Origin of the sequence: Nitratireductor sp. ZSWI3 (genome assembly GCF_024655565.1) — a bacterium.
In the GTDB taxonomy this organism is placed as follows: Bacteria; Pseudomonadota; Alphaproteobacteria; order Rhizobiales; family Rhizobiaceae; genus Nitratireductor.
The window spans coordinates 1-26,728 of record NZ_JANKOF010000043.1; the positions used below are offsets into that span (position 1 = coordinate 1).

Sequence of the window (26,728 nt, forward strand, 5' to 3'; positions counted from 1 at the left end):
CGGCCGCAAGGCCGGCCTTATCGGCGCGGCCCTGTCGGCGCTCCTGGCGGTCGGCGGTTGCGTGGGCGGGGACGTGCCCTACGGGCTTCCCGCGGCGGATGGCAGTCAGGCGGCGGCGCTTCCGGCAGGCAATGCGCCGCTAGTGCCGGCCTCGGGCGAGGTGATCGGTTCGGGCAAGACGCGCGTCGCGCTGTTGCTGCCGCTGACGGGCGAAGGCAATGCCGGGCGCATCGCCGCGGAGCTGAAGAACGCCGCGATCCTTGCCATGGACGATGTGGGCCCTGAGACGCTGGAACTGGTCGTCAAGGACACGGGCGGCACGGCGGAAGGGGCGGCAAGCGCCTCGGCGCAGGCGGTCACCGAGGGGGCCGCGGCGGTTCTCGGGCCGCTCTTCGCGCAGAATGTGCGCTCGGCTGCTCCGCCGCTCGCCACGGCGGGAACGCCGATGATCGCCTTTTCGTCCGATCGCACGGCGGTCTCTCCCGGCGTCTACCTGAACTCCTTCCTGCCGCAGGGCGTCGTGCAGCGTACTTTGCGCTATGCCGCCGGTCAGGGTGTGCGGCGCGTCGTAGCGATCGTGCCCGAAGGGGCGGCGGGCGACATTGCCGAAGCCGAGGCCCGGCGGACGATGCTGGAGACCGGCGGCGAGGTGACGGCGGTGGCCCGCTACAGCTACGACGACATGTCCGTCTACGAGGCGGTGCGGGGCGCGGCCGAAGCGATCGGCGCGGCCGACGCGGTGTTCGTCCCCGACGGAGGCAACAGCCCGGCGACCATCGTCTCGGCGATCACGGAAGCGGGCATCGACGCCTCGCAGAAGAAGATTCTCGGAACCGGTCAGTGGACCACTGCAAACCTTGCCGATCCCGTGCTTGCCGGCGCCTGGTTCGCCGACACGGACCAGGGACGCGTCGCGGGCTACAAGCAACGCTACCAGGCCCGCTTCGGGGCGGAGCCCTCGCTCACCTCGGCGCTGGCCTACGACACCGTCGTTCTGGCCGGAAACATCGCCAGGGGCGCCGGCGGCATCCCGCGCAACGCGATCGAGAACCCGGTGGGGTTTGCCGGCTATACAGGTCTCTTCCGCTTCCTGAGCGACGGCACCACCGAGCGCGGCTATGCCGTCTACGAGGTGAGGGACGGCCGGCCGCAGATCATCGATCCCGCGCCGACGCGGTTCTCCGGCGGGAGTTAGGATCAGGGACCTAAAGCGCCAGATCGGCCACCACGGCGTCGAGCACGATCATGCCGCGCTGGGTGGCCCGCAGGCGGGTGTTGCCGACGGGCTCGACCAGGCCCTCGTCCTGCAGGGTCGTGATGCGGCGGGTCGAAAGCGGCCGGCCGGCGAGCGCCTCGTAGCGCGGCAGGTCGATGCCCTCGGCGAGCCTGAGGCCCATCAGCAGGAACTCATCGGCTTCCTCGCTGCGGGTCAGGATCTCGCCGCCGGTGACGCCGTGCTCCCTGGCCTCGACCAGATCGAGCCAGCGCTCCGGCATCTTCTCCGTGAAGGTGACGTGGCGGCGCCCATCCTCGATGAAGCGGCCGTGCGCGCCGGGGCCGGCACCGACATATTCGCCGTAGCGCCAGTAGACGAGGTTGTGCCGGCTTTCGGCGCCGGGGCGGGCGTGGTTGGAGATTTCGTAGGCCGGCAGGCCGTGCGCGGCGGTCACGTCCTGCGTGACCTCGTAAAGGCGTGCCGCGTGGTCGCCGTCGGGCATCCGGAGCTTGCCGGCGTCGTAAAGGAGCTGGAAGCGCGTGCCTTCCTCGATGGTGAGCTGGTAGAGCGACAGATGGTCGGCGGCCAGGTCGATCGCCTGCGCGAGCTCGCCGGCCCACTCGGCCTCGCCCTGCCCGGGACGGGCATAGATCAGGTCGAAGGAGAGGCGCGGAAAGATGGAGCGGGCGAGCTCGATGGCCTTCAGCGCCTCGGCGACGTCGTGCAGCCGTCCGAGGAACTTCAGGTCGCGGTCGTTGAGCGCCTGCACGCCGAGCGAGACGCGGTTGACGCCGGCCGCGCGATAGCCGCGGAAACGGTCGGCCTCGACGGAGCTGGGATTGGCCTCCAGCGTCACCTCGATGCCGTCGGGCACCGTCCAGTTCCCGGCCACGGCATCGAGCAGGGCGCCCACCGTGGCCGGCTCCATCAGCGAGGGCGTGCCGCCGCCCAGAAAGATGCTGGTCACCTCGCGCGGGCCGGTGCGCCGGCGCAGGCTCGCCAGTTCGCGGCGGAAGGCTTCGGCAAAGCGCGGCTGGTCCACCGGCTGGTGGCGCACATGGCTGTTGAAGTCGCAATAGGGACACTTGGCCGCGCAGAACGGCCAATGCAGGTAGACGCCGAAACCCGGCTTATCGTCGTCGGCGCGGATCACGCGGCGCCGAGCCTGGCCCGCGCGAATTCGCGAAAGGCCCGAGCGCGGTGCGACAGGGCCTGTTCGTCGCCCGGCTTCCAGCCGTGTTTCTCTTCCGCCGTCATCTCGCCGAAAGTGATGTCGAAACCGTCCGGCTGGAAAACCGGGTCATAGCCGAAGCCGTCCGTGCCGCGCGGCGGCCACACGAGATGGCCGTCCACGGCGCCGCGGAAATACTCCGCCTCGCCGTCGGGAAAGCACAGGCACAGCGTGGCGACGAAGCGGCCGGTGCGCTTTTGCGGTGTGTCGGCGCCCTTTTCGGCAAGCAGCTTCTCGGTCTTTTCCATGGCCATCATGAAATCGCGGCTGCCGTCCTCCTTCGTCGCCCAGTCGGCGGTGTAGACGCCCGGCGCGCCGTCGAGCGCGTCGACGCAGAGGCCCGAATCGTCCGAGAGCGCCGGCAGGCCGGTTGCGACGGCTGCGGCATGGGCCTTGATATAGGCGTTTTCCTCGAAGGTGGAGCCCGTTTCCTCCGGCTCGTCGAGGCCGAGCTCGGCGGCCGAGCGCACCGAATAGCCGAACGGCCTGAGGAGGTCGGAAAACTCCCTGAGCTTGCCCTTGTTGTGGCTCGCCAGCACGAAGGTCTTGTTCTCGATCGGTTTCACGTCAGTCCCCAGATGCGCGGTTCGGCAAATTCCAGCGAATTGCCGAACGGATCGCGGAAATAGATGGAGCGGCCGCCCTGCGGCCACTCGAAATCGGCTTCGACGGCGATGCCGGCCGCCGCCAGATGCTGCCGCCAGCGCTCGATCTCGCCGGCCGTCGCGGCAAAGCACAGATGCCCCGGGCCGCGCGTGCCATGCGGCGGCACGGGCAGGCGGGCGTCGGATGCCGGCGGCACCTCGGTGGCCGTCGGGTCGAAGAGCAGAAGGACCGCCTCGCCGCAGCGGAAGAACACGTGACGCCCCTCGACCCTGGCGATGCGCTCGAGGCCGAGCGTTTCGCCGTAGAAGCGTTCCGCCTCTGCGATGTCGCTCACATAGAGCGCAGCTTCCAGGATGGCCGTGGGTCGCATGGTTCTTATGTCTGTTCTCTCCCGCCCGGTGGTCTGATCCAAACGGATGGTACCCCTTCGTTTGGAAAAATCAGCCCACAAACTGTTGGTCTGGTGGGGCGATTTTTCCTGACAGATGGTACCATCTGTCAGGACCGCACCACTAGCTGCAACCGTTTTTAGGAAATCGCCAGTTTCTGCAGTTCCACCAGCCTGGAGATTCCCTTGCGGGCAAGCCCCATCAGGGCAGAGAGTTCCTCTTCCGAAAACGGTTCGCCCTCGGCCGTGCCCTGGATCTCGACGATGCCGCCCTTGCCGGTCATCACGAAATTGGCGTCGGTCTGGGCTGCCGAATCCTCGGCGTAATCGAGGTCGAGCACCGGCGTGCCGTTGCAGATGCCGCAGGAGATGGCCGCGACATGGTCCTTCAGCACCTTTTCGCGGGTCACCATCTGGCGGGCCTCCATCCAGGCAAGGCAATCGGACAGCGCGATGAAACCGCCGGTGATGGCCGCCGTGCGGGTGCCGCCATCGGCCTGGATGACATCGCAGTCGACGGTGATCTGCTTCTCGCCCAGCGCCGTCAGATCGATCACCGAGCGCAACGAGCGGCCGATCAGGCGCTGGATCTCCAGCGTGCGGCCACCCTGCTTGCCGGACGAGGCCTCGCGGCGCATGCGGTCGCCGGTCGAGCGCGGCAGCATGCCGTATTCCGCCGTCACCCAGCCCTGGCCCGAATTGCGCAGCCACGGCGGCACGCGTTCCTCGAGGCTTGCCGTGCACAGGACATGCGTGTCGCCGAAGCGCACGAGGCAGGAACCTTCCGCGTGTTTGGAGATGCCGCGCTCGAAGCTGATGGCGCGCATTTCGTCCGGTTCCCGTTTCGAGGGTCGCATGGGCTGTTTCTCTCCGCTGATGTTCTGCTTGTCGGCGGCTTGTAGCTTTCGCGCACCCCGAAGGCAAAGGAAAACACTGTGCGAACGGGCTTTCGGGGGCTGTTGTCTTCCCTATCGTGCCGCTTATATTCGCGATAGAGGCAACAGATGACGAAGCCGGTTTTGGACAGAGACATACAGGAGCAGGCGCTGCAATCGCTGGATGCGCGGTCCCGCGATGTTTTCCGTGTCATCGTCGAATCCTATCTGCGCGACGGCGAGCCGCTCGGCTCGCGCAATCTGTCCCGCATCCTGCCGACGCAGCTTTCGCCCGCCACCATCCGCAACGTGATGAGCGACCTGGAGCATCTCGGCCTCATCTACGCGCCGCACATCTCCGCCGGTCGCCTGCCGACGCAGCAGGGGCTGCGGTTCTTCGTCGACGCGTTCATGGAACTCGGCGATCTTTCCGACGAGGAGCGGCGCATCATCGAGACGCAGGTGCGCGCGTCGCGCAGCGGTCATTCGCTCGACCACATGCTGACGGAGGCGAGCCAGCTCCTGTCCGGGCTGTCGCGCGGCGCAGGGGTCGTGCTGACGGCCAAGTCCGAGGTGCCGCTGAAGCATATCGAATTCGTGCAGCTCGAGCCGCGCAAGGGGCTGGCGATCCTGGTCTCGCAGAATGGCGACGTGGAGAACCGCGTGGTCGATCTGCCGGTCGGCGTCACCGCCTCACAACTGCACGAGGCATCGAATTTCCTCAACGCCCATATCCGCGGCCGGACGCTGGGCGAGGCGCGCACCGAGGTTGCGCGCCTGCGCGAGGAGACGCGCACCGCGCTCGACGCGCTGTCGCAGGAACTCGTGGAAAAGGGCCTTGCCGTGTGGGCGGGCGCAAAGAGCGGCGAGCCGGCGCGGCTGATCGTGCGCGGCCGCGCCAACCTGCTCGACAACCTGACCGCCGAAGCCGATCTGGAGCTGCTGCGCCGCCTGTTCGACGATCTCGAAACGAAGGAAGGCCTGCTGCAGCTTCTCGACGTGGCCGAGGAGGGGCCGGGCGTGCGCATCTTCATCGGGTCCGAGAACCGCCTGTTCTCGTTGTCGGGCTCCTCGCTGGTGGTGGCGCCCTATCGCGACCAGGAATCGCGGGTGATCGGCGCGCTGGGCGTGATCGGCCCGACGCGGCTCAATTATGCGCGTATCGTGCCGATGGTGGACTACACGGCCCAGATCGTTGGCCGGCTGCTCAGATGATCGGCGGCGATTTTTCGGGGAGGGACCATGTTTGGCCTGATCGGCAAGATGCGTGCCCAGCCGGGCAAGCGCGATGCGCTTCTGGAAATTCTGCGCAAAGGCACCGGCGGCATGCCGGGCTGCCTCAGCTACGTGATCGCCCGCGATCCGCAGGATGCCGACGCGGTCTGGATCACCGAGGTCTGGGACAGCGAGGAAAGCCACAGGAACTCCTTGTCGCTGCCGTCCGTGCAGGCGGCCATCGCCGAGGCGCGGCCGCTGATCGCCGGCTTCGATTCGAGTGTGCGGACGGAACCGGTCGGCGGTGTCGGGCTCTGACTGCCCCTTGATTTTGCCGCCGCGAACCTCGATATCGGGCGCAATCTTCGAACAATCGTGAAATCACAGACGGATTGCCATGACCAATCACGCTAAGGACAACGACGCGACCAGGACCGGGGCGACCGCGGAGCCGGACATCACGGCGACCGAGGCGCCGGCGGCCCCCGGCGAGTCCGTTTCGGAGGCAGACGTCCTGCTGCGGCTTGCCAAGGAAAACGAGGAGCTCAAGGACCGTGCGCTGCGCATGGCCGCCGAGATGGAGAACCTGCGCAAGCGCACCGCACGCGACGTGACGGAGGCGCGGGCCTACTCCATCGCCGGCTTTGCCCGCGATATGCTGACGGTTTCCGACAATCTGCGCCGGGCGCTGGACGCCGTCCCGGCCGAGGCGCGGGCGGCCGGCGAATCGGGGCTTCTGGCGCTGGTGGAAGGCGTCGAGATGACCGAGCGCTCGATGCTGTCCGCCCTCGAGCGGCACGGTGTGAAGCAGATCGACCCGCAGGGCGAGCGCTTCGATCCGCATTTCCACCAGGCGATGTTCGAGGTGCCGGATCCCACGAGGCCGGAGAACACCGTCGTGCAGGTGGTGCAGCAAGGCTATGTGATCGGCGAGCGCGTGCTGCGGCCGGCGATGGTCGGCGTGGCCAAGGGCGGGCCGAAGGCATCCGCCGTGAAGAACAGCGAGAACGCACCGGTCGAGCCCGGTCCGCCGAACCCGCAGGCCGAACGCGACGCCTGAACGCAAAACGTCAGCGCTGCCGCCCTCCGGCGGCGGCGCTTTCCATTGCCCGGTCCTTCGGCTATCCAGAATGCCGGAGGAGCCGATGAACCCGATCCAGCTTTTCGATTATGCCGGCGTGGCCGTGTTTGCTGCGACCGGGGCGCTGGCCGCCTCGCGCAAGGAACTCGACATCATCGGCTTCGTCTTCCTGGCCGGCATCACCGGCATGGGCGGCGGGACGCTGCGCGACCTCGTGCTCGACGCGCCGGTCTTCTGGATCTGGAATCCCACCTACGTCATTGTCTGTGCGGCGGTGGCGATCATCGTGTTCTTCACCGCCCCCATGGTGGAATACCGCTACCGGCTGCTCCTGTGGCTCGATGCCGTCGGGCTCGCTGCCTATAGCGTGCTTGGCGCCGCCAAGGGACTTGCCGCTTCGGGTTCGGCGACGGTGGCGCTGGTGACCGGAATGCTGACGGCGACGTTCGGCGGCGTGCTGCGCGACGTGGTGGCGGGCGAGCCGTCGGTGCTGCTGCGTCCGGAAGTCTATGTCACGGCGGCGCTGGTGGGCGCGGCGGTCTTCACCGCCGCCGATATCGCCGGGCTCGACCGCACGCTCGCCGCGCTGATCGCCTTTGCCGCCGCTTTCCTGGTGCGCGGCGGGGCGCTGAGGTTCGGCTGGACGTTCCCGCGCTACAAGTCGCGGCCGGGAAGGCCCCCGGAAGAACTACAATAGGCCGGCCTGCTGGGCCTCGTAGCGCAGATCCTTCTGCGGGCGCGGGCCGATCTGCTGGATGACGAGACCGGCGGCGAAGGAGCCGAGCCGGCCGCAATCGAGCAGGCTGCGGCCGCTGGTGTAGCCATAGAGGAAGCCGGCCGCGTAGAGATCGCCGGCGCCGGTCGTGTCGACCAGTTCGTCGATCTGCATGGCCTCGACCGGCACCGTCTCGCCGTCCGTCAGGATGATCGAGCCTTTTTCGGACCGCGTGACGATGGCGAGGCGGCAATCCTTGCGGATCGCCTCCAGCGCGCTGTCGAGGGCGGCGGTCTGATAGAGCGACATCAGCTCGTGCTCGTTGGCGAAGACGATGTTGACGCGCCCCGACCGCATCAGGTCGAGGAACTCGCCGCGATAGCGGTCGACGCAGAACGGGTCGGACAGCGACATGGCCACCTCGCGGCCGGCCGCGTGCGCGGCGTCGGCCGTCATGCGGATCGCCTCCTTGGCGCGCGGCGGATCCCACAGATAGCCCTCGAAATAGGTGACCTTGGCGCCCTTCGCCTTGTCTTCCTCGACATCCTCCGGCCCGAGCTCGACGCAGGCGCCCAGATAGGTGTTCATGGAGCGCTCGCCGTCCGGGGTCACGAAGATCATCGAGCGCGCCGTCGGCGGATGGCCGTCGAGCGGTTTGGTGTCGAAGGCGACGCCCTGGGCGCGGATGTCGTGGGTGTAGATCTCGCCGAGCGTGTCGTTGGAGACCTTGCCGAAGAAGGCCGCCTTGCCGCCGAGGCTGGCGACGCCGGCCGCCGTGTTGCCGGCACTGCCGCCGGACGCCTCGATCGCATGGCCCATGCGCTCATAGAGAAGCGTGGCGCGCTCGACATCGATCAGGTTCATGGCGCCGCGGATGATGTTGTTCTCTTCCAGAAACGCTTCGTCGCAGCGCGCGATGATGTCGACAATGGCGTTGCCAATGCACAGCACGTCATATTCGCTCAAGATCGGGTCTCCAGATGGGCAAGGGAAGGGTCGTTTGGCATCGGGTTTCGCGCGGTTTAGCGGTTTGACCGGGATTTGCAAGCCGATAGCTGACGCTAGCTGCTCCGCCCCCGCCTTGCGCCCGCCGAAAACGGTTCCTATGTCGAAGCGGCGAGCGAACCATAAGGGACCCTTCAAGCGCATGATCCTCGACGCCGCCCGGGCGGCCATCAGCCGACTGTTTTCCGCCGAGTTCCGGGCTGTCTTCTTCAAGACGCTGGGGCTGACGCTGCTCGTTCTGGCGGGCCTGTGGCTGGGCGCCAAGGAGCTGTTCGAGTATCTGGCCCTGCCGTGGTTCGACGCCTTCTTTCCCGACTTGCCGACCTGGGTCGGATGGCTGGGCCTGGTGGCCGGGATCGCCGCCGGCCTGGGGCTGGCCGTGGCCCTGGCGCTCCTCATCTCGCCGGTCACGGCGATCATCGCCGGGCTTTTCCTGGACGATGTGGCCGAGGTCGTGGAGCGCGAGGATTATCCGCAGGATCCGCCGGGCAAGGCGCTGCCGATCCTGCCGGCGCTGGCGCTGTCCATCAAGTTCTTCGGCGTCGTGATCGCCGGCAACATCGTCGCGTTGCTTCTGCTCCTCGTGCCGGGTGTGAACATCCTCGCCTTCTTCCTGGTCAACGGCTATCTGCTCGGGCGCGAGTTCTTCGAATTCGCCGCGATGCGTTTCCGTCCGGAAGCCGAGGCGAAGGCGCTGCGCCGGCGCAACGCCGGCACGGTCTTCCTGGCCGGCCTGGTGATCGCCGGCTTCCTCGCCGTGCCGCTCCTCAACCTTCTGACGCCGCTCTTCGCGGCGGCGATGATGGTGCACCTGCACAAGATGGTCTCGGCAAGGGAGGCGCTCGCCGCCTCGCGCGTGGCCGGCAATGGCGCGATGGGTTGAACCCATCCGCAAAATCGGCCATCTCCATCAAAGCCGAAGGCGACCGCGATCGAGCGAGAGGGGGCCATACGCATGAGCGATCTTATCCTGGCGATACTCCATCATCTGCTGGTTTTTCTCCTTGCGGCCGTGCTGGCCGGCGAGTTCGTCCTGCTGCGTCCCGGCATCAGCGGCCGGGATCTGAAGCTGCTGGCGCATATCGACCGTGCCTATGGCGGCATCGCGCTGGCGGTCATTCTGGTCGGCATCGGCCGCGTGCTGCACGGCCTCAAGGGCTGGGAATTCTATGTCTACAACTGGGCCTTCTGGGCCAAGATGGCGGCTTTCGCGACCGTCGGCCTGCTCTCCATCGCCCCGACCACCCGCATCCGCGGCTGGGCGCGCACCGCCGGCAAGGATGCGGCCTATGCCGTGCCCGACGCCGAGGTCTCTGCAGCGCGCCGCTACCTGCGCCTCGAAGTCCTCGTCTTCGCCCTCATCCCGGTTTTCGCCGCGATGATGGCGCGCGGCGTCGGTTACTGAGCGGCGTCTGCGATCTCCAGCAGGGGCGCGGGAATCTCGTTCGTCTTCTCCGCCGCCTTGCAGATGTCGGCGATGACGCAGGCCACGCAAGCGGGCTTGCGCGCCTTGCACACATAGCGCCCGTGCAGGATCAGCCAGTGGTGCGCGTGGCGCATGTATTCGGCCGGGATGATGTGGACCAGTGTGTCCTCCACCTGTTCCGGCGTCCTGCCGGGGGCGAGCCCCAGCCGGTTGCCGATGCGCAGGATGTGGGTGTCCACCGCCATCGTCGGCTGGCCGAATGCCATGTTGAGCACCACATTGGCGGTCTTGCGGCCGACGCCGGGAAGCGTCACCAGCGCCTCGCGGCTGTCGGGCACGTGCGAGCCGTGGTCGCGGATCAGCGCCTCGCAGAGCGCGATGACGTTCTTCGCCTTGTTGCGCCACAGACCGATGGTGCGGATGTAGTCGCCCACCTTCTCCTCGCCGAGCGCCAGCATCTTCTCGGGCGTGTCGGCGACCTGGAACAGGGCGCGCGTCGCCTTGTTGACCCCGGCGTCGGTCGCCTGCGCCGACAGCACCACGGCAACCAGCAGGGTGAAGGCGTTGACGTGCTCCAGTTCGCCGCGCGGTTCCGGCCGCTGGATCGAGAAGCGGCGGAAGATCTCGTGGATCTCGTCGGGCGTGTAGGCCGTTTTCCACCTGCGCGACCGGGCGGGCCGGCGGGGTGAGGCGATTTTCTTCTTGGGCTTTTCCATGCGCCTTCTATAATCGTCTTGATGGCCGAAACAAACACCGCAGATGCGCCCTTCTTCCAGGCTTCGCTCACGCCGTATCGCTCGCTGAGCGGGCGCGGCTTCGTGTTGCTGATGGGCGTGCTGCTGCTTGTCTGGCTGAGCATCGGCGCCGTGTTCCTGCAGATCGGCGCCTGGCCGGTCTTCGGCTTCTTCGGCCTCGACGTGCTGGCCATCTACGTGGCCTTCCGGCTGAACTACCGGGCCGCCCGCGTGCGCGAGGAGGTGCGCCTGTCCCGCACCAGCCTCGACATCCGCAAGGTGCCGCCCTCGGGCAAGGCGGTGGAGCACCATTTCAACCCGTTCTGGACCCGCTTCCGCGTCAGCCGCCACGAGGAGATCGGCATCACCGGCATGGCGGTGGAAATGCGCGGGCGGAGCGTCGCCCTCGGCAGCTTCCTCAACCCGGAGGACCGGGAGAGCTTCGCCATGGCCTTCGGCCAGGCGCTGGCAACCGCCAAGGGGCGGTGAAGTCTGCAGGAATCGGGTGGTTCGCCGCTGCGCGAGGGAGCATAGTCATGCTCGACAAAGATCATGACGAGGCGTGGTCCTAGTGGTGCGATCCCAACAGATGATACCCATCTGTTGGGAAAAATCGCCCCACCAGATCAATAGCTTGTGGGCTGACTTGTCGAAACAGATGGGTACCATCTGTTTCGGTCAGACCACTAGCGGCCGATGCCAGGAGCAGATGCCATGAACATGCAAACAGCCCAATTGCTGCGCGACGTGACGCCCGAGGGCGGCGACTACGAGATCGTCCGCCGCGTCGTCGAGAAGATCAGCCTCGACTATCGCGACCAACCCTCGCTGGAAGAGATCGCCGCCGAGGTGGGCGATACGCCGACCGGCCTGCAGAAGCTCTTCACGCGCTGGGCGGGCCTGTCGCCCAAGGCGTTCCTGCAGGCGGTCACGCTCGACCATGCGCGGCGCCTGCTCGATTCCGGCCTGCCGCTGCTCGACACCGCCTTCGAGCTCGGCATGTCCGGGCCGGGCCGCCTGCACGATCTGTTCGTGACCCATGAGGCGATCTCGCCCGGCGAGTATAAGGCGCGCGGCGCCGGGCTCGTCATCCGTCACGGCTTTCACCTGTCGCCTTTCGGGCTGGCGCTGATCATGGTCACCGATCGGGGTCTTGCCGGCCTTGCCTTCTGCGATCCAGGCGGCGAACGCACCGCCTTCGAGGACATGGCCTCGCGCTGGCCGAATGCCGAGTTCGTCGAGGATATGGGCGCCACGGCGCCTTATGCGGCACGGGTGTTCGATCCCAGCCGCTGGCGTTCCGAAGAGCCCTTGCGGGTGGTGCTCATCGGCACGGATTTCCAGGTCCGCGTCTGGGATGCGCTGCTGAAGATCCCAATGGGCAAGGCCTGCGCCTATTCCGACATCGCCGCCCGCATCGGCAAGCCTTCGGCCTCGCGCGCCGTGGGTGCGGCGGTCGGCGCCAACCCCGTCTCCTTCGTCGTGCCCTGCCACCGGGCTGTCGGCAAGTCTGGGGCGCTGACGGGCTATCACTGGGGCCTGACGCGCAAGCGCGCCATCCTCGGCTGGGAGGCCGGGCAGCTTTAAGGCGTCGCCTTTCCGGGCCGATGCATTACAGCGCGTGCGTCCATTTGGACGTACAAGGACGCGGTAAGCCCTTGAATCTGCGCATCGGCTTTCCGAAAAGCGATTCCGATTTTCGGGCCGATGCGCTAGTCTCCCGCAAAAATGCGCGGGAGACTGTCTTGATCGTCGTCATCGGGTCCATCAACCTCGATCTCATTGCCACCGTCCATCGCCTGCCCAAGCCCGGCGAGACCGTGCCGGGCGACACGTTCGTCACCGCGCCGGGCGGCAAGGGGGCGAATCAGGCGCTCGCCGCGGCGCGCGCCGGGGCGGCGACACGGATGGTCGGCGCCGTGGGCACCGATCCCTTCGCCGATCAGGCGCTGGCGCTGCTGAAGGAGGCCGGCGTCGGGCTTTCCGCGCTGCACAGGGCGCAAAGCGCCACGGGCACGGCGCACATCCTGGTCGACAGGGCGGGCGAGAACACCATTGCCGTCGTGCCCGGCGCGAACGGCGAGGTCTCGCCGACCCATGTGGCGCAGGCCGCGCTCTGCCCCGGCAACCACGTGCTGCTGCAGCTCGAGATCCCGATAGAAACCGTCGGGGCGGGGCTGGAAGCGACGCGGGCGGCCGGTGCCGTCTCGCTGCTCAACACGGCACCCTACCGGCCGGAGGCGGCGCCGCTGCTCGGCAAGGCCGATTACGTGATCGCCAACGAGACCGAGTTCGATCTTTACGCCGAGGCGCTGTCGCTGAACGGGGCGGACCGGCGCGCGCGCATGCAGGACTTCGCCCGCACGAGCGGCCGCACGGTGATCGTCACCCTCGGCGCGGACGGTGCCTGGGCAGCAACGCCCGAAACCTTCCTGACGGTGCCGACCATAAAGATCGCGCCGGTCGACACGGTCGGCGCCGGCGACACGTTCTGCGGCTATCTGGCGACGGCGCTCGCCGAGGGGTTGGGGCTCGAGCAGGCATTGCGCCGGGCCACCGTTGCCGGCGCGCTGGCGTGTCTGAAGCCCGGCGCCCAGCCGGCGATCCCGCTGAAAGCCGAGGTCGACGCGGCGATCGCCAGTTGAGGGCTGGACGCCGCCGCACGGTCGTGCATTGTGAGCCTTCGCAGGAGAACGCCGATGTCGCTCGAGACCTACACCGCCTTTGTCATCGTCTGCCTGATCGCGACCGTGGTTCCAGGTCCCACCAACATGCTGATCGTGGCCAATGGAATGCGCCACGGCGTGCGGGCCGGGCTGTTGAACGTCGTCGGCACGCTGGTCTCCCTGTCGATCATGATCGCTGTCGCCGGCATAGGCCTGACCTCGCTGATCGAGGTCGCAGGCCACTGGTTCGAGTGGATCAAGCTTGTCGGTGCAGCTTATCTGTGCTGGCTCGGCTGGAAGATGATCCGCGCCAGCGGCGAGGCGGCCGAAGATCGCCCGGCGAACGCCGCCCCCCGCCGCGGTTTCTTCATGCAGGGCTTTCTGGTGTCGATGGGCAACCCGAAGCAGCTTCTCTTCTTCGGTGCGCTCTTGCCGCAGTTCATCGATCCTGCCGCCAGCCACGCCGTGCAGATCGCCATCATGGGCGGTACGGCACTGCTCTTCTCGGCGGTCTCCGACGGCAGCTATGCAGTCGCTTCCGGGAGCATCGGCCGGCGCCTGACGCCGCGCCGCGTGCGACAGATCGCGCGCGTCGGTGGCGGCTTCCTCATGGGCGGCGGCCTGTGGATCGCGCTTTCGCGGACGCGATAAAGCCTTTGCAAGACCATTTTGCAGTCAGGTGGAATCACCTGACGTCCGCATAAATGCGGAAAAACAAGAAGATCGAGCGCCGGTCGCCGGCTCAGAGCCGGGCCAGGCGCTCGGTGAGCAACGCGAAAAAGCCGTCATGGTCGATGTCGCGCATGACCAGGGCGTTCTGCGGCCGGTCGGTGACGCGCCACCAGTCGACGACGGTCATGCCCATGGTGAGCTCGGAGCCGGTCTCCACCGCGACGTTGCAGAGGCGCCCTGCGAACAGCTCGGGCTTCAGCAGATAGGCGATGACGCAGGGGTCGTGCAGCGGCCCTCCGTCGGTGCCGTATTTCTGCTCGTCGAAGCGCTCGAAGAAGTCGAGCATCTCGGCCGCCGCGATGCCGACCTTCGTGCCGAGGTCGCGCAGCGCCGCAACGCGTTTGCGCGTCGTTAGCGCCTTGTGGGTGACATCGAGTGGCATCATGACGATCGGCGCGCCCGAGCGCAGCACGATGTCGGCGGCGTGCGGGTCGACATAGATGTTGAACTCCGCCGAGGGCGTGACGTTGCCGCCCTCGAAGAAGCCGCCGCCCATCAGCACGATTTCGCCGATGCGGGGGACGATCCGCGGCTCGCGGGCGATTGCCAGCGCGATGTTGGTGAGCGGCCCCAGCGGACAGAGGGTGACCTCGCCCGACTCGTGCGCCAGCAGCGTCTCGATGATGAAATCGACGGCGTGCCGGTCCTGGAGCGGCATCTGCGGCTCCGGCAGGTCCGGTCCGTCGAGGCCCGTTCGGCCATGCACCTCTTCCGCCGTCACCAGATCGCGCAGCAGGGGGCGTGCGGCGCCGGCGAACACTTTCGTGCCGGGCCGGCCGGCCAGCTCGCACACCTTGCGGGCGTTCTTCTCCGTCAGGGCCAGCGGCACGTTGCCGGCAACGGCGGTGATGCCCAGCACCTCCAGCTCGGGGCTCGCCAGCGCCAGCAGAATGGCAAGCGCATCGTCCTGGCCGGGATCGGTATCGATAATGATCTTGCGCGCTGCCGTCATGGGGTGGCTCCAAAATGCTTGAAACGGGGTTTTTGAGGGACCATATCAGTGGGGACGAAGGGAATGCCTGACGGGTTTCCTTCTACCGATGTCGCTCTTCGAGGACAAAACAAAATGACGCGTATGACGCCTTTCTCGAACCCTCTCCTTCTCGGGTTCGACAGTATGGAAAAAACGCTCGAGCGGATCGCGAAATCCGGCGATGGCTACCCGCCATACAATATCGAGCGGATCCGCGCGGAAAACGGGCGCGGCGAGACGTTGCGCATAACGCTTGCGGTTGCAGGCTTCAGCGCGGAAGATCTCGACGTAACCACCGAGGAGAACCAGCTCGTGATCCGCGGTCGCCAGAGCGACGAAGGCGAACGGGAATATCTGCATCGCGGTATCGCCGCCCGCCAGTTCCAGCGCATGTTCGTCCTGGCGGAAGGAATGCGGGTTCTGGGCGCGGATCTGAAGAACGGGCTTCTTTCCATCGACCTCGACAGGCCGGAGCCCGAACGGCTGGTACAGAAAATAAACATTTCCGTGAAAGACTGACACAGTTGTCATATTCGGGAGGAAACCGGACGGGCTGGCCCGGCCGGAATCTAGCTCTTCAGCGGGCAGGTTTCCATGGAAACGTCCGCGTCAAGGAGGCTTACATGACCGAGCACGAACGCAAGATCGAGATCACCCAGCAGCAGCTCGCCCACATCGGCGAAGGTGCCGTTGCCTATATGCGTGAAATGACCGCAGAGGACTTGCAGGGCAAGTTCCCGGGCATGCCCGATCTGACGCCGGGCACGCGCTTGTGGGCGCTCTTCGCCGCCAACGGACAGCCCATTCTGCTGGCCGACGCGCGCGACGCGGCCCTTGCGGGTGCTTTCCAGAACGACCTGCAGACCGTCAGCCTGCACTGACATACCAGGCCCCAGGCTCCCGCCCAAGGAGGCGGGCGCTTGGCTGCTCATGCCCGGTTGTTCGCGGCTAGAGCGGGATGAGGAAAAGTGTGAAGCGGTTTTCCGCCCGCATCCCGCTCCAACTTTTTGAAATCATCGCGATCTAGCCGGAGCGCGGCGAACGTTACGCCGCGTTCGACGCCGGCGTTTCTGCGAGAAAGCTGTGGATCGCCGCGGCATCCTTCGTGCCGCGGATCTTGGCGACCGTGTCGGCATCGCGCAGCACCCGGGCGATGCGCGACAGCGCCTTCAGATGGTCCGCCCCGGCGCCTTCCGGCGCCAGCAGCAGGAACACGAGATCGACCGGCTGGTCGTCGATCGCCTCGAAATCCACGGGCGTATCGAGCCGGGCGAAGACGCCGGTGATGCGCTGGATGCCGGGCAGCTTGCCGTGGGGAATGGCGATTCCGTTTCCGACACCGGTCGAGCCCAGGCGCTCGCGCTGGAGGATGGTGTCGAAGATCTCCCGCTCCGGGAGGCCGGTGGCGGCGGCGGCTTTTTCGGCGAGAAGCTGCAGGAGCTGCTTCTTGGAATTCGCCTTCAAAGCCGGAACAACCGCTTTCGGCTCGATCAGATCGCTAAGATCCATGTCAATGCATCCTCTGCTTTTGTCTGGCCGCCGGCTTCCAGGCCAGCGCTGACTCGGGCACGGAACTTATGCGTGCGCGACTGCCGACGGGTCGATCCAGCCGATATTGCCGTCGGCGCGCCGATAGACGATGTTGACCTCGTTGCTGGCGGCGTTGAGGAACACGAAGACCGGGTTGTCCTTGGTGTCGAGCTCGATCACCGCGGAGGCGACCGACATGGTCTGCAACGGCAGCTTCGATTCGGCGACCACCGTCGGTGCGTAATCCTCCGGCACCTCGTCGTCCTCGTCGGCGACCGGCGCCATCACGCGATAGGCGATATCCGTCGCATCGGCGCCTTGCGCAGGGCTGTGCGATTTGAGCCGCCGCTTGTAGCGGCGCAGGCGCTTCTCGATCCGGTCGGCTGCGGCCTCGAAGGCGATCTGCGGGTCCTGCGCCTGGCCGGTGCCCTGAAGCACCATGCCCGTGTCCAGATGGACCATGCAGTCGGCAGAGAAACGCGAGCCCGACTTCTCGACCGTCACACGACCGCCAAATCCGCCATCGAAATACTTGTCGACAGCTTCGCCGATCCGCTCCTCGATGCGTGAGCGGAATGCGTCGCCGATGTCCATGTGCTTCCCAGAAATACGTAAGCTCATCTGAAGACAGACCTTTCCTGATCAGACATCGAACGGTGGGAGTTTATACGTGTGGCTTGCATGTACAAGGTGGCGCGGCGGATTGTGAATTCGGTTTCGGCCGCGATTTCCCTTTTCAGATTGACGCGTATCGGACAAAAGTCAAAGCCGTTGCGGGGTCTGGAGCGCCGTGCGTTCTCTCGGACGCTCCATCATTTTGCTTTTCCGCATTCATGCGGGCGGGCTTCTAGTGGCTTCCCCGGTGCTTGTCAATCGAAGGTCACGCGGAGCGGGAGACCGCATTTGCGCCATGCGCGGCGGCGGCGAGCATCCTTTTCTCGCGCCGGCGCTGCACGGACGAGGGAATGTTGAGGGCTTCCCGGTATTTGGCGACCGTGCGGCGGGCGATGTCGATGCCTTCCCGGTGCAGGATATCCACAAGTGCGTCGTCCGACAGGACCGCATCCGCCGCCTCCTCGTCGATCAGGCGGCGGATGCGCTCGCGCACGGCTTCGGACGAGTGGGAGTCGCCTCCATCGGCTGAGGCGAGGGCGGAAGAGAAGAAATACCGCAGCTCGAAGGTGCCGCGCGGCGTCATCATGTATTTGTTGACGGTGACGCGGCTGACGGTCGATTCGTGCATGCCGATCGCCTCGGCCACGGTGCGCAGATTGAGCGGCCGCAGATGGCTGACGCCGCTGACCAGGAACCTGTCCTGCTGGCGGACGATTTCCGAGGCGACCTTCAAGATTGTTTTGGCCCGCTGGTCCAGGCTGCGCGACAGCCAGTTGGCGCTTTGCAGGCATTCGGACAGGAACTGCCGATCCTCCTCGCGGGCTCGCGATGAGACTTCGGCATAATAGGGCTCGTTGACCAGCACGCGCGGCAGGGTCTCCGGATTGAGCTCGACGGCCCAGCCGCCATCTCCCGCCGCCTTGACGACGACATCCGGCACCACCGGATCGGCAGCGCCGGAAGAGAATGCCATGCCGGGCTTGGGATCGAGCGTGCGGATCTCGGCCAGCATGTCGGCCAGATCCTCCGAATCGACGCCGCACAGCCTGCCGAGCGTGTGGAAGTCGCGCTTGGCGAGGAGGTCGAGATTGTCGACCATCGCCCGCATCGCCGGATCGTAGCGGTCGCGCGCGATCAACTGCAGGGCGAGGCATTCGGACAGGCTGCGCGCGAACAGGCCGGGCGGATCGAATGTCTGGCAGACGGCGAGCGCCTGGGCGAGCGCCTCCGGCCCGGCGCCGATGCGTTCGGCGATCTCCGCCATGTCGGCCAGCATGTAGCCGGCCTCGTCGAGCCCCTCGGCCAGCTCATGGGCGATCAGCCGCTGCTGCGGGTCGGTGAAGGCGAGGGCGATCTGCTCGTTGACGTGGTCGCGCAGGGTCACGGCGGCGGCGGTCGTGCCTTCCAGATCGTAGGAGCCGCTGCCGGCGGTCTGCAGACCGTTGCCGCCGGCCGATTTCCATTGCGCGGAAAGGTCCGGGCCGATGCGGTCATGGGTGCCGGGATCGTCGGGAAAGAGATTTTCCAGGGAGGAATCGAGCTTGTCGGAAATGGCTTCGGCGGTGTTCGCCGCCGCAGCGCCTGCCTCGCCGCGCCATTCGCCCTCGCCCTCGCCGCTGTCGCGTCGCTCCAGCAGCGGATTGCGCTCGATCTCCGCATCCAGGAAATGCTCGAGCTCCAGATGCGTCATCTGCAGCAGCTTGATCGACTGCAGAAGCTGCGGCGTCATGACGAGCGACTGCGTCTGGCGCAGGTGAAGTTTTGGTGCAAGCACCATCGAAGAATGCCCCTGTATCCGCCCGGCGAGCGAGCCGGAATGGGGGCGGATTCAATTGGCCCGACTTTTGCTTGTCAAGCGAAATGACCGGATGAGGCGGCGCTATAGCGTTTTGCAGTCAGGTGGAATCACCTGACGTCCGCATAAATACAGAAAATAAAGAGATAGAGCGTCCTTTGTGCGTCCAAAAGGACGCACGGCGCTCTAGCGGCCGATCGCGGCCCGTTTCCGGGTCTACAGGGTGAAACCTTCGCCGAGATAGAGACGGCGCACGTCGGCATTGCCGACGATGTCGTCGGGGCGGCCATGCGTCAGCACCTGGCCGGCGTGGATGATGTAGGCGCGGTCGATCAGGCCGAGCGTCTCGCGCACATTGTGGTCGGTGATCAGCACGCCGATGCCGCGCGCGGTGAGATGGCGCACCAGTTGCTGGATGTCGGTGACGGCGATGGGGTCGATGCCGGCGAAGGGCTCGTCCAGCAGCATGAAGTTGGGCCGGCTGGCAAGCGCGCGGGCGATCTCGAGCCGCCGCCGCTCGCCGCCCGAAAGGGCGACGGAAGGCGATTTGCGCAGATGGCCGATGTTGAACTCCTCCAGGAGCGCGTCCAGGTTCCTGTCGCGTTCCTTGCGGCTCGGCTCCACCACCTCGAGGATGGCGCGGATGTTCTGCTCCACCGTCAGGCCGCGGAAGATCGACGCCTCCTGCGGCAGATAGCCGATGCCGAGCCGCGCGCGCCGGTACATCGGCATCGAGGTCACGTCGTGGCCGTCGATGTGGATCGTGCCGTGGTCGACGGGCACGAGACCGGTGACCATGTAGAAGCACGTGGTCTTGCCGGCGCCGTTCGGGCCGAGCAGGCCGACCGCTTCACCGGCGCGCACGCCGATGGAGACGCCGCTGACCACCTGACGGCCCTTGTAGGCCTTGGTCAGACCACGCGCGATGAGGGTGCCCTTGTAGTCGCGGATCTTGCCGCTGACGGGATTCTCGGCTGCCGGCCTGGCCGCCTGGGGCTTGCGCTTGCTGGAAATCAAGACTGGTTATCGCCTGTTCTGGGAGCCGGGGGTCAGGAGCATCTTCACACGGCCGTCCGAATTGCCGCCCTTGCAGCCGTCGAGCTTTGCCTGGCCGTTCTTCATCTGCACCGTGAGCTTGCAGCCGACGATGACGTTCTCCCCCTCGGAAAGGACGACCTCCTTGCCCGACAGGACCAGGACCTCGCTCTTCATGTCGAATGTGCCGCGATCGCCGGTCGCCACCTGGTTTTCCGACTTCAGATAGACGTTGCCGTCCACCTCCAGCCGGTCGATGTTGGCGCTGCCGGTGGCGGCCGACCCTCCGTCCTTGAGGTAATAGACGGTCATCCGGCCGGACTTGAGCAGCGTCTGGCCCTGTACCACGGAGACGTTGCCGGAAAAGACGGCGACATTCTCTCCCTCGCGCACTTCCAGCCGGTCGCTCTCGATCTGAATCGGCTTGTCGCCGGAAAGCTGCAGGCCGGTCAGGCGGCTCCTGGCGTCCTGTGCCATGGCGGTCGCCGGCAGGCTTGCGACCAGCAGCAGGCCGAGGAGAGAGTGGGAAAACCTGTCGAGCCTCATGGCGCTCCTCTCAATTTCCTTTGTCCTGCGCGGCTTCGCGCAGCCGCGAGGGATCGATGGTGACGCGAACGCGCTTGTCGAAGACGAACACTTTTCCGCCGTCGCTCGCGGCGAATGAATCGGCTGCAATGCGCGTGCCGTCAAGTTCGATCTCGATCGGCTTGGAGCTGGTCAGGCTGCTGGCCTCGATGTCGATATGCGCCGTATCCAGCGTCGCGACGACGCCGGACGTGGTCTTCAGCGAGATCTTGCTGTCGATGTCGAGCTTGTTTTCCTGGCGGTTGTAGACGCCGTCGGAGGCCTCGATGGTGGCGAAGTTCTCCGGATCGACCGGCACGCGGGCGCGGATGCCTTCGAGCTCGATCACGTCCTCGCCGCCGATCTTCTGGCGCGCGCGTTCGGCCGTCATCTTGTAGGGCAGATTCTCGTTGGTGAAACCGTTGAGCTCGGGGCTCGCCATCACCAGCGAGCCGCCCTCGATGGAGGCGGTGGCGAGGTCGATCGTTCCGCGCGTCGCCGAAGAGAGAAGCGAATAGCCGAGGAATCCGACCGAAACGACGATGGCGGCCACCGGCAGCAGGAATTTGAGCGTGCGCACCCGGCGTGAATGGCGGGAGGCGCGCGCAAAGGCTTCCTCGCCGCGCTCGCTGCTGCCGAGCAATTGCCCGCGGCCCTTGCCGCCGCTTGCCCTGGCCGCATCATTGATCCGATTGCTCATGCTGCTGTTCCGCGTGGTCCGGAGCCAAATCCTGGTGGTCCGACAAATCAACTGACGGGCATGCCGGCATCGCCACCAGCCCTGAAAACCGAATTCGTGCCGATGGCATAACTGCCGCCAACAATAATCTGAAATGCACGGTCGGAGAAATCCCCGGCCCCTGACTCGCCGCTGCGAGCCAAGTCTCACCCCAATATGGCTATTTTTGGATTAACGACAACATCTTAGGCTCTTTTTCCTTGAAGCGGGTTCAGATTGGCGCCATGACCGGAAACTTGATGAAAGGCGGTAGCCCATCAGCATCCTTTGCACTAAAAGCGCTGGTTCATGGAGTTCACACCCGTTGCAAGCGAGGCGGAGATGTCCATTCGAGCAGATGACCTGATCGACCGACGGCGCCTGAGGCGCAAGCTGACTTTCTGGCGCATCGTGGCCTTCGCCGTCGTCGTCCTGGCGATCGCCTTCGCCACGCGATGGCTTCTGGACGAAGCGGGCGTGGTGTCGTCCGAGCACATCGCGCAGGTCAAGATCACCGGAACGATCACCGAGGACGACGAGCTGATCGAGCGGCTCGACCGGATCCGCAAGGCATCCGCGGTGAAGGGGGTGATCGTGACGATCGATTCGCCCGGCGGCACCACCGTCGGCGGCGAGGCGATCTACGAGGCGGTCCGGCGGCTGGCGAGCGAGAAGCCCGTCGTCGCGCAGGTCGGGACGCTCGCGGCCTCCGCCGGCTACATGATCGCCAGCGCCACCGATCACATCATCGCCAGACAGTCCTCCATCGTCGGCTCGATCGGCGTCCTGTTCCAGTATCCCGACGTCAGCGGCCTGATGGAAAAGCTCGGCATCAAGCTCGAGGAGGTCAAGTCCTCGCCGCTGAAGGCCGAGCCGTCGCCCTTCAAGCCGACCAGCGAGGAGGCCCGGACGATGATCCGCTCGATGATCCTCGACAGCTATGCCTGGTTCGTCGATCTGGTGACCGAGCGGCGGCCGCTTTCGCGCGCGCAGGTGCTGAAGCTCGCCGACGGGTCCGTCTTCACCGGCCGCCAGGCCGCCGAGAACAAGCTCGTCGACGAACTCGGCGGGGAACTCGAGGCCAAGGCCTGGCTGGTGTCGAAAGGCGTCGCCGAGAACCTCGAAATCGTCGAATGGAAGAAGCGCGATTCGGGCGGGAGCCTTTTCCTGCCGGAGGTGGCTGCGCGGTTCCTCGGGGCGCCGTCCGGCAGTGCCGATATCTTGCGCGAGCTCGGCGCGGAACGCATCTTTCTTGACGGTCTGCTGTCCGTCTGGCAACCTGAAAAATGATCAGCGCCTGACCAAAAAACCAAGCAAAATCATTTGAATGCCAGGCATACAGGGCGACGGGAACAGACACATCCAGCGGCGGACAAAGAATCATGATCAAATCAGAGCTCGTGCAGACGATCGCCAATCGCAATCCTCATCTCTACCTGCGCGACGTCGAAAACATCGTGAATGCGATCTTCGAAGAGATTTCCGACGCCTTAGCGGACGGAAACCGGGTCGAACTCAGGGGATTCGGTGCGTTCTCGGTGAAAAATCGTCCGGCGCGCATCGGTCGCAACCCGCGCACTGGCGAATCGGTCGAGGTCGAGGAAAAATGGGTGCCGTTCTTCAAGACCGGCAAGGAACTGCGTGAGCGGCTGAACGCCGAGAAATAGCGTCCGAACCGAACCGTTTCGAGGCACCAGCACACTTCATGGCCAATCGCATCCTTCTCATCGTCGTTCTTGTGCCGCTGGCCGTGATCATCATCGCGTTGGCCGTCGCCAATCGCGGCGCTGTTCCCTTCACGCTCGACCCCTTCAATCCCGGCAATCCGGCCTTGACCGTCGAATGGCCGCTGTTCGTCTATCTCTTCGGTGTCCTGGCGCTCGGCATGCTCATCGGCAGCCTCGCCACCTGGCTGCGCCAGGGCCGCTATCGCCGCGACGCGCGCGAGCGCAAGAAGGAAGTCGACAAGCTGCGCGAGACCGCGTCGCACGGCGGCAGCGCACCCCAGCTTCCGCACGCATCCTGATCCCGCCTCAAGAACGGTTCTGCAATGCTGACCATTTCCGCCGCCGACGTCGATGCCTGCCTGGACCATGCCGGGCTGGTGGAAACCCTGCGCGGGGCCTTCCGCAAAGGCGCGGTGCAGCCGGTGCGTCACCATCATACGGTGGAGCGGCCTGAAGGCAGCGCCTCGACCCTTCTGCTGATGCCGGCGTGGAGCGATTTCACGACCCTCGGCGCCGACGAGGAGGGTTACATCGGCGTCAAGATCGCCACGGTGTCGCCCGACAACAACGCCATCGGCAAGCCGGCCGTCATGGCGGTCTATCTGCTGATGGACGGCAAGACCGGCGAGCCTCTGGCGCTGATCGACGGGCAGCGCCTGACGGTCTGGCGCACGGCCTGCGCCTCGGGTCTTGCGGCGTCCTATCTGGCGCGGGAGGATGCTTCGCGCCTGCTCGTGGTGGGCGCCGGCGCGCTGTCGCCGCTTCTGGCGCACACCCATGCGGCGGTCCGGCCGATCCGCGAGGTGCGGATCTGGAACCGTTCGCCGGAGAACGCTCAGAAGGTGGCCGACCAGTTGCGTGCCGAGGGCATGGACGCCGCCGTCGCGACCGATCTGGACGCAGCGGTCGGCGCGGCCGACATCGTCTCCTGCGCGACGCTGTCGACGGTGCCACTGGTGCGCGGGGCGGCGCTGAAGCCGGGCACGCATGTGGATCTGATCGGCGCCTTCACCCCGACCATGCGCGAGAGCGACGATGAGGCCGTTGCACGCGCATCGGTCTTCGTCGACACCCGCGCCGGCGCCGTGAAGGAGGCTGGCGACATCGTCCAGGCGCTGCGGTCGGGCGCGCTGAAGGAGGAGGATATTCGGGCCGATCTCTATGAACTGGCACGCGGCGAGAAGCCGGGGCGGGTGAGCGACGACGAGATCACCCTGTTCAAGTCGGTCGGTGCGGCCATCGAGGACCTGGCCGCCGGCATTGCGATCTATGAGCGCCACGGCGCGAGATAGGGCTATAGCAATTTGCAGTCAGGTGGAAATCACCTGACGTCCGCATAAATGCGGAGAATAAATAGAGCGTCCTTTGTGCGTCCGAAAGGATGCACGGCGCTCTAGTTGCCTGCGCCGGGCCGCTGTGGCAGAAGCGCGGGCGATCCATGCGGAGTGGCGGAGACTGAATTGAAGCCCCAGCGCAGCAAGCGCCGGAACGAGCGGCGCGCCCCACAGAAAACGCCCGTTGCACGCGACAGCCAGCCGCGGCCAGCGGAGCCTGCTTCACGCCTGGCACCGCCGCGGCGAAGCGGCCCGCTGCCGCAAGAGCGCCTGCCGGTCATCCTCGAGGTGCTGCCCAACGACGACTATGCGCTGATCGATTCGGGCGCCGGACAGAAGCTGGAGCGCTACGGGCCCTACCGCATCGTGCGGCCGGAAGGCCAGGCGATCTGGCAGCCGGCGCTCGGGGCCGCCGAGTGGAGCAAGGCGGACGCGATTTTCACCGGCGACACGGACGAGGAGGGCATGGGCCGCTGGCGCTTTCCCCGCGAGCAGCTCGGCGAGACCTGGCCGATGCGCCACGACGGCATCGATTATCTCGGCCGCTTCACCTCCTTCCGCCATGTCGGCGTGTTTCCCGAGCAGGCGACCCACTGGTCGCATATGGAGGCGCTGGTGCGCGGCGCCGGGCGTCCGGTGAAGGTGCTGAACCTGTTCGGCTACACGGGCCTTGCCTCGCTGGTCGCCGCGCGCGCCGGCGCCGAGGTGACCCATGTCGACGCCTCGAAGAAGGCGATCGGCTGGGCGCGCGAGAACCAGGAGATCGCCGGGCTCGAAGGCAAGCCGATCCGCTGGATCTGCGACGACGCGGTCAAATTCGCCGAGCGCGAGATGCGGCGCGGCAATGCCTACGACATCGTGCTGTTCGACCCGCCCGCCTACGGACGCGGGCCGAAGGGCGAGGTGTGGCAGCTCTTTGAGGATCTGCCCTACCTCGCCGATCTCTGCCGCTCCATCCTGACGCCGAAGCCCCTTGCGGTGGTTCTGACGGCCTATTCCATCCGCGCTTCCTTCTTCGCCATCCACGCCCTGATGCGCGACACCTTCGCCGGCATGGGCGGCTGCGTGGAATCGGGCGAGCTCGTCATCCGCGAACAGTCGGCGGGCAGGGCGTTCTCCACCTCCCTCTTCTCTCGCTGGGTAGCCTCATGAGCGGTCACGACAGGGAACGGCGTGCGCCGGGACAGGTGAAGGAGGTCACCAGCCTCACCAATCCGATCATCAAGGACATCCGGGCGCTGTCGCTGAAGAAATACCGCGACCGCGAGAACGCCTTCATCGCCGAGGGGCTGAAGCTGATCATCGATGCTTTCGAGACCGGCTGGACGATCCGCACCCTGCTCTATGCCAAGGCCGGGCGCGGCAACGAGGCGGTGGAGAAGCTCGCCGCCCGCACCGTGGCGGCCGGCGGCCTGGTGCTGGTGGTCAGCGAGAAGGTGCTGTCCGCCGTGACGCGGCGCGACAATCCGCAGATGGTGGTCGGTGTCTTCGAGCAGAAGACATTGCCCCTCGACGCGGTAAAGCCGGCTAATGAGGACGTCTGGGTGGCGCTCGACCGGGTCCGCGATCCGGGCAATCTCGGCACCATCCTGCGCACCGCCGACGCGGTCGGCGCCAAAGGCGTGATCCTGATCGGCGACTGCACGGATCCCTTTTCCATAGAGACGGTCCGCGCCACGATGGGATCGATCTTCGCCGTGCCGGTGGTGCGCGCCAGCGTCGACGCTTTCCTCGCCTGGCGGAAGGGATTTGCCGGCCGGCTGGTCGGCACGCATCTGGAAGGCTCCGTCGACTACCGAACCGCCGACTACAGGCAAGGGCCGACGCTCCTCCTCATGGGCAACGAGCAGCAGGGCCTGCCGGAGAACCTGGCGTCCGCCTGCGACGTGCTGGTGCGGATCCCGCAGGCCGGCCGTGCCGATTCCCTCAACCTGGCGGTCGCCACCGGCGTGATGCTCTACGAGATCCGCCGCAAGGTGCTGCCGCTCGATGACAGGAGCAAGGCATGAGTCTGCGCGCCATGGGTCTCTACGGCCTCCTGACCCTCGCATTCGCTTTGGCCGACCAGTTGGTCAAGGCGCTGGTCGAGGCGGCGCTGCCGCTGCACGAGAAGATCGACCTTTTGCCGTTTCTGGCGCTGCTCCATTCGCGCAACACGGGCATCGCCTTCTCGATGTTCTCGGGCATGAACGGCGTCGGCCTCAGCCTCGTCATGGCAGCGGTGATCCTGTTCATCGGCTATCTGGCGATGCGCACGGGGGCAGCGCAGGTCTGGGCGCGGCTCGGCTTCGCGCTGATCCTCGGCGGCGCGCTGGGCAATCTGGTCGACCGGCTGACCAACGGGTTCGTCACCGACTACATCTATTTCCACACGCCGGTCTGGTCCTTCGCGATCTTCAACCTGGCCGACGTCTTCATCACCGTCGGGGCGGGGCTGGTGATCCTTGAAGAGATCGTCGACTGGCGCAGGAGTCGCGCGGCGCGTGGCGGGCCGACGGATTGACCCCACCTCGCTGACGCCGCAAAGTCGCGCAGTGTTTTTGTAAG

33 protein-coding genes are annotated in these 26,728 nt (G+C 66.2%); 20 read left to right on the top strand and 13 right to left on the bottom strand.

Features of this window, described 5'->3' with window-relative positions; genetic code table 11:
• The first annotated feature begins 43 nt into the window (after nucleotides 1-43).
• Nucleotides 44-1,195, top strand: a complete 1,152-nt coding sequence (locus NUU27_RS14160) for a penicillin-binding protein activator (RefSeq protein ID WP_257762800.1) — start codon at nucleotides 44-46, stop codon at nucleotides 1,193-1,195.
• A 10-nt stretch (nucleotides 1,196-1,205) separates the two neighbouring features.
• Here the strand turns inward: NUU27_RS14160 and hemW are convergent, their stop codons facing one another.
• The 4 genes from hemW to rph form a co-directional block, all read right to left on the bottom strand.
• On the bottom strand, nucleotides 1,206-2,366 hold the full coding sequence (hemW, locus tag NUU27_RS14165) for a radical SAM family heme chaperone HemW (RefSeq protein ID WP_257762801.1): 1,161 nt from the start codon (nucleotides 2,364-2,366) through the stop codon (nucleotides 1,206-1,208).
• Nucleotides 2,366-3,013 (bottom strand): RdgB/HAM1 family non-canonical purine NTP pyrophosphatase, encoded by a 648-nt coding sequence (rdgB, locus tag NUU27_RS14170; RefSeq protein ID WP_257762765.1) that lies wholly within the window; start codon nucleotides 3,011-3,013, stop codon nucleotides 2,366-2,368. Before rdgB ends, hemW begins: the two co-directional genes overlap by 1 nt.
• The gene (locus NUU27_RS14175) at nucleotides 3,010-3,423 is read right to left on the bottom strand and encodes a VOC family protein (protein WP_257762766.1); all 414 of its coding nucleotides are present in this window, start codon (nucleotides 3,421-3,423) and stop codon (nucleotides 3,010-3,012) included. The genes rdgB and NUU27_RS14175 overlap by 4 nt, the downstream gene beginning before the upstream one ends.
• 158 nt (nucleotides 3,424-3,581) lie before the next feature.
• Entirely contained in the window at nucleotides 3,582-4,298 is a 717-nt protein-coding gene (gene rph, locus NUU27_RS14180) for a ribonuclease PH (RefSeq protein WP_257762767.1), read from the bottom strand.
• Nucleotides 4,299-4,445: 147 nt separating this feature from the next.
• Here rph and hrcA point away from each other — a divergent pair, with 147 nt between their 5' ends.
• The 4 genes from hrcA (at nucleotide 4,446) to NUU27_RS14200 (ending at nucleotide 7,309) form a co-directional block, all read left to right on the top strand.
• Complete coding sequence (gene hrcA / locus NUU27_RS14185) at nucleotides 4,446-5,531, top strand: heat-inducible transcriptional repressor HrcA (protein WP_257762768.1); 1,086 nt, start codon at nucleotides 4,446-4,448, stop codon at nucleotides 5,529-5,531.
• Nucleotides 5,532-5,558: 27 nt separating this feature from the next.
• Nucleotides 5,559-5,849, top strand: coding sequence for a putative quinol monooxygenase (locus tag NUU27_RS14190; protein ID WP_257762769.1), 291 nt, complete (start codon nucleotides 5,559-5,561; stop codon nucleotides 5,847-5,849).
• 79 nt (nucleotides 5,850-5,928) lie between these two features.
• On the top strand, nucleotides 5,929-6,591 hold the full coding sequence (gene grpE, locus NUU27_RS14195; RefSeq protein WP_257762770.1) for a nucleotide exchange factor GrpE: 663 nt from the start codon (nucleotides 5,929-5,931) through the stop codon (nucleotides 6,589-6,591).
• Between the two features lie 85 nt (nucleotides 6,592-6,676).
• Nucleotides 6,677-7,309, top strand: coding sequence for a trimeric intracellular cation channel family protein (locus NUU27_RS14200; protein WP_257762771.1), 633 nt, complete (start codon nucleotides 6,677-6,679; stop codon nucleotides 7,307-7,309).
• Here the strand turns inward: NUU27_RS14200 and NUU27_RS14205 are convergent.
• Entirely contained in the window at nucleotides 7,301-8,293 is a 993-nt protein-coding gene (locus NUU27_RS14205) for an adenosine kinase (protein WP_257762772.1), read from the bottom strand. The genes NUU27_RS14200 and NUU27_RS14205 overlap by 9 nt on opposite strands.
• 181 nt (nucleotides 8,294-8,474) lie before the next feature.
• On the opposite strand from NUU27_RS14205, the gene NUU27_RS14210 reads away from it, so the two are divergent.
• Together NUU27_RS14210 and NUU27_RS14215 are read left to right on the top strand one after the other, a co-directional pair.
• Nucleotides 8,475-9,215, top strand: coding sequence for a sulfate transporter family protein (locus NUU27_RS14210; protein WP_257762802.1), 741 nt, complete (start codon nucleotides 8,475-8,477; stop codon nucleotides 9,213-9,215).
• A gap of 72 nt (nucleotides 9,216-9,287) precedes the next feature.
• Nucleotides 9,288-9,737, top strand: a complete 450-nt coding sequence (locus NUU27_RS14215; protein ID WP_257762773.1) for a DUF2214 family protein — start codon at nucleotides 9,288-9,290, stop codon at nucleotides 9,735-9,737.
• Here NUU27_RS14215 and nth read toward each other — a convergent pair.
• A complete protein-coding gene (gene nth / locus NUU27_RS14220) occupies nucleotides 9,731-10,474 on the bottom strand; it encodes an endonuclease III (protein ID WP_257762774.1) in 744 nt (247 codons plus the stop codon). The two genes, NUU27_RS14215 and nth, sit on opposite strands and share 7 nt — an antisense overlap.
• A 21-nt stretch (nucleotides 10,475-10,495) precedes the next feature.
• Here nth and NUU27_RS14225 point away from each other — a divergent pair, with 21 nt between their 5' ends.
• The 4 genes from NUU27_RS14225 to NUU27_RS14240 all read left to right on the top strand — a co-directional run bounded on the left by NUU27_RS14225 (nucleotide 10,496) and on the right by NUU27_RS14240 (nucleotide 13,809).
• Nucleotides 10,496-10,981 carry a DUF2244 domain-containing protein gene (locus NUU27_RS14225; RefSeq protein ID WP_257762775.1) on the top strand — a complete coding sequence of 162 codons (486 nt, stop codon included), beginning with the start codon at nucleotides 10,496-10,498 and terminating at the stop codon, nucleotides 10,979-10,981.
• Nucleotides 10,982-11,206: 225 nt separating this feature from the next.
• Nucleotides 11,207-12,079 (top strand): bifunctional helix-turn-helix domain-containing protein/methylated-DNA--[protein]-cysteine S-methyltransferase, encoded by an 873-nt coding sequence (locus NUU27_RS14230; RefSeq protein WP_257762776.1) that lies wholly within the window; start codon nucleotides 11,207-11,209, stop codon nucleotides 12,077-12,079.
• Between the two features lie 158 nt (nucleotides 12,080-12,237).
• On the top strand, nucleotides 12,238-13,137 hold the full coding sequence (locus NUU27_RS14235) for a ribokinase (protein WP_257762777.1): 900 nt from the start codon (nucleotides 12,238-12,240) through the stop codon (nucleotides 13,135-13,137).
• Between the two features lie 54 nt (nucleotides 13,138-13,191).
• Nucleotides 13,192-13,809, top strand: a complete 618-nt coding sequence (locus NUU27_RS14240; RefSeq protein ID WP_257762778.1) for a LysE family translocator — start codon at nucleotides 13,192-13,194, stop codon at nucleotides 13,807-13,809.
• 91 nt (nucleotides 13,810-13,900) lie between these two features.
• Here NUU27_RS14240 and NUU27_RS14245 read toward each other — a convergent pair whose 3' ends face one another.
• On the bottom strand, nucleotides 13,901-14,842 hold the full coding sequence (locus NUU27_RS14245) for a nucleoside hydrolase (protein WP_257762779.1): 942 nt from the start codon (nucleotides 14,840-14,842) through the stop codon (nucleotides 13,901-13,903).
• A gap of 114 nt (nucleotides 14,843-14,956) precedes the next feature.
• On the opposite strand from NUU27_RS14245, the gene NUU27_RS14250 reads away from it, so the two are divergent.
• Both NUU27_RS14250 and NUU27_RS14255 read left to right on the top strand, forming a co-directional pair.
• Entirely contained in the window at nucleotides 14,957-15,382 is a 426-nt protein-coding gene (locus NUU27_RS14250; RefSeq protein ID WP_257762803.1) for an Hsp20 family protein, read from the top strand.
• A gap of 104 nt (nucleotides 15,383-15,486) precedes the next feature.
• Nucleotides 15,487-15,744 carry a DUF1150 family protein gene (locus tag NUU27_RS14255; RefSeq protein ID WP_257762780.1) on the top strand — a complete coding sequence of 86 codons (258 nt, stop codon included), beginning with the start codon at nucleotides 15,487-15,489 and terminating at the stop codon, nucleotides 15,742-15,744.
• Nucleotides 15,745-15,907: 163 nt separating this feature from the next.
• On the opposite strand, the gene ptsN is transcribed toward NUU27_RS14255, so the two are convergent.
• From ptsN to lptC, 6 genes are all read right to left on the bottom strand, one after another.
• Nucleotides 15,908-16,372: a PTS IIA-like nitrogen regulatory protein PtsN gene (ptsN, locus tag NUU27_RS14260; RefSeq protein WP_257762781.1), complete on the bottom strand. Its 465-nt coding sequence runs from the start codon at nucleotides 16,370-16,372 to the stop codon at nucleotides 15,908-15,910.
• A gap of 66 nt (nucleotides 16,373-16,438) precedes the next feature.
• A complete protein-coding gene (hpf, locus tag NUU27_RS14265; RefSeq protein ID WP_257762782.1) occupies nucleotides 16,439-17,014 on the bottom strand; it encodes a ribosome hibernation-promoting factor, HPF/YfiA family in 576 nt (191 codons plus the stop codon).
• A 259-nt stretch (nucleotides 17,015-17,273) separates the two neighbouring features.
• Nucleotides 17,274-18,785: an RNA polymerase factor sigma-54 gene (gene rpoN, locus NUU27_RS14270; RefSeq protein WP_257762783.1), complete on the bottom strand. Its 1,512-nt coding sequence runs from the start codon at nucleotides 18,783-18,785 to the stop codon at nucleotides 17,274-17,276.
• A gap of 234 nt (nucleotides 18,786-19,019) precedes the next feature.
• Entirely contained in the window at nucleotides 19,020-19,754 is a 735-nt protein-coding gene (gene lptB / locus NUU27_RS14275) for an LPS export ABC transporter ATP-binding protein (protein ID WP_257762804.1), read from the bottom strand.
• 72 nt (nucleotides 19,755-19,826) lie between these two features.
• Complete coding sequence (locus NUU27_RS14280; protein WP_257762784.1) at nucleotides 19,827-20,384, bottom strand: LptA/OstA family protein; 558 nt, start codon at nucleotides 20,382-20,384, stop codon at nucleotides 19,827-19,829.
• Between the two features lie 10 nt (nucleotides 20,385-20,394).
• Nucleotides 20,395-21,102, bottom strand: coding sequence for an LPS export ABC transporter periplasmic protein LptC (gene lptC, locus NUU27_RS14285; RefSeq protein ID WP_257762785.1), 708 nt, complete (start codon nucleotides 21,100-21,102; stop codon nucleotides 20,395-20,397).
• 360 nt (nucleotides 21,103-21,462) lie between these two features.
• Between lptC and sppA the strand changes: the two genes are divergently transcribed.
• The 7 genes from sppA to lspA all read left to right on the top strand — a co-directional run bounded on the left by sppA (nucleotide 21,463) and on the right by lspA (nucleotide 26,684).
• Nucleotides 21,463-22,410, top strand: a complete 948-nt coding sequence (sppA, locus tag NUU27_RS14290; RefSeq protein ID WP_257762787.1) for a signal peptide peptidase SppA — start codon at nucleotides 21,463-21,465, stop codon at nucleotides 22,408-22,410.
• 92 nt (nucleotides 22,411-22,502) lie between these two features.
• The gene (locus tag NUU27_RS14295) at nucleotides 22,503-22,787 is read left to right on the top strand and encodes an integration host factor subunit beta (protein ID WP_257762789.1); all 285 of its coding nucleotides are present in this window, start codon (nucleotides 22,503-22,505) and stop codon (nucleotides 22,785-22,787) included.
• 38 nt (nucleotides 22,788-22,825) lie between these two features.
• Nucleotides 22,826-23,146, top strand: coding sequence for a LapA family protein (locus NUU27_RS14300; protein WP_257762790.1), 321 nt, complete (start codon nucleotides 22,826-22,828; stop codon nucleotides 23,144-23,146).
• 24 nt (nucleotides 23,147-23,170) lie between these two features.
• Nucleotides 23,171-24,139, top strand: a complete 969-nt coding sequence (locus tag NUU27_RS14305; RefSeq protein WP_257762792.1) for an ornithine cyclodeaminase family protein — start codon at nucleotides 23,171-23,173, stop codon at nucleotides 24,137-24,139.
• 168 nt (nucleotides 24,140-24,307) lie between these two features.
• A complete protein-coding gene (locus NUU27_RS14310) occupies nucleotides 24,308-25,333 on the top strand; it encodes a class I SAM-dependent rRNA methyltransferase (RefSeq protein WP_257762793.1) in 1,026 nt (341 codons plus the stop codon).
• On the top strand, nucleotides 25,330-26,190 hold the full coding sequence (locus tag NUU27_RS14315) for an RNA methyltransferase (protein WP_257762794.1): 861 nt from the start codon (nucleotides 25,330-25,332) through the stop codon (nucleotides 26,188-26,190). The genes NUU27_RS14310 and NUU27_RS14315 overlap by 4 nt, the downstream gene beginning before the upstream one ends.
• Nucleotides 26,187-26,684, top strand: a complete 498-nt coding sequence (lspA, locus tag NUU27_RS14320) for a signal peptidase II (RefSeq protein WP_257762795.1) — start codon at nucleotides 26,187-26,189, stop codon at nucleotides 26,682-26,684. The genes NUU27_RS14315 and lspA overlap by 4 nt, the downstream gene beginning before the upstream one ends.
• Nucleotides 26,685-26,728 lie beyond the last annotated feature (44 nt).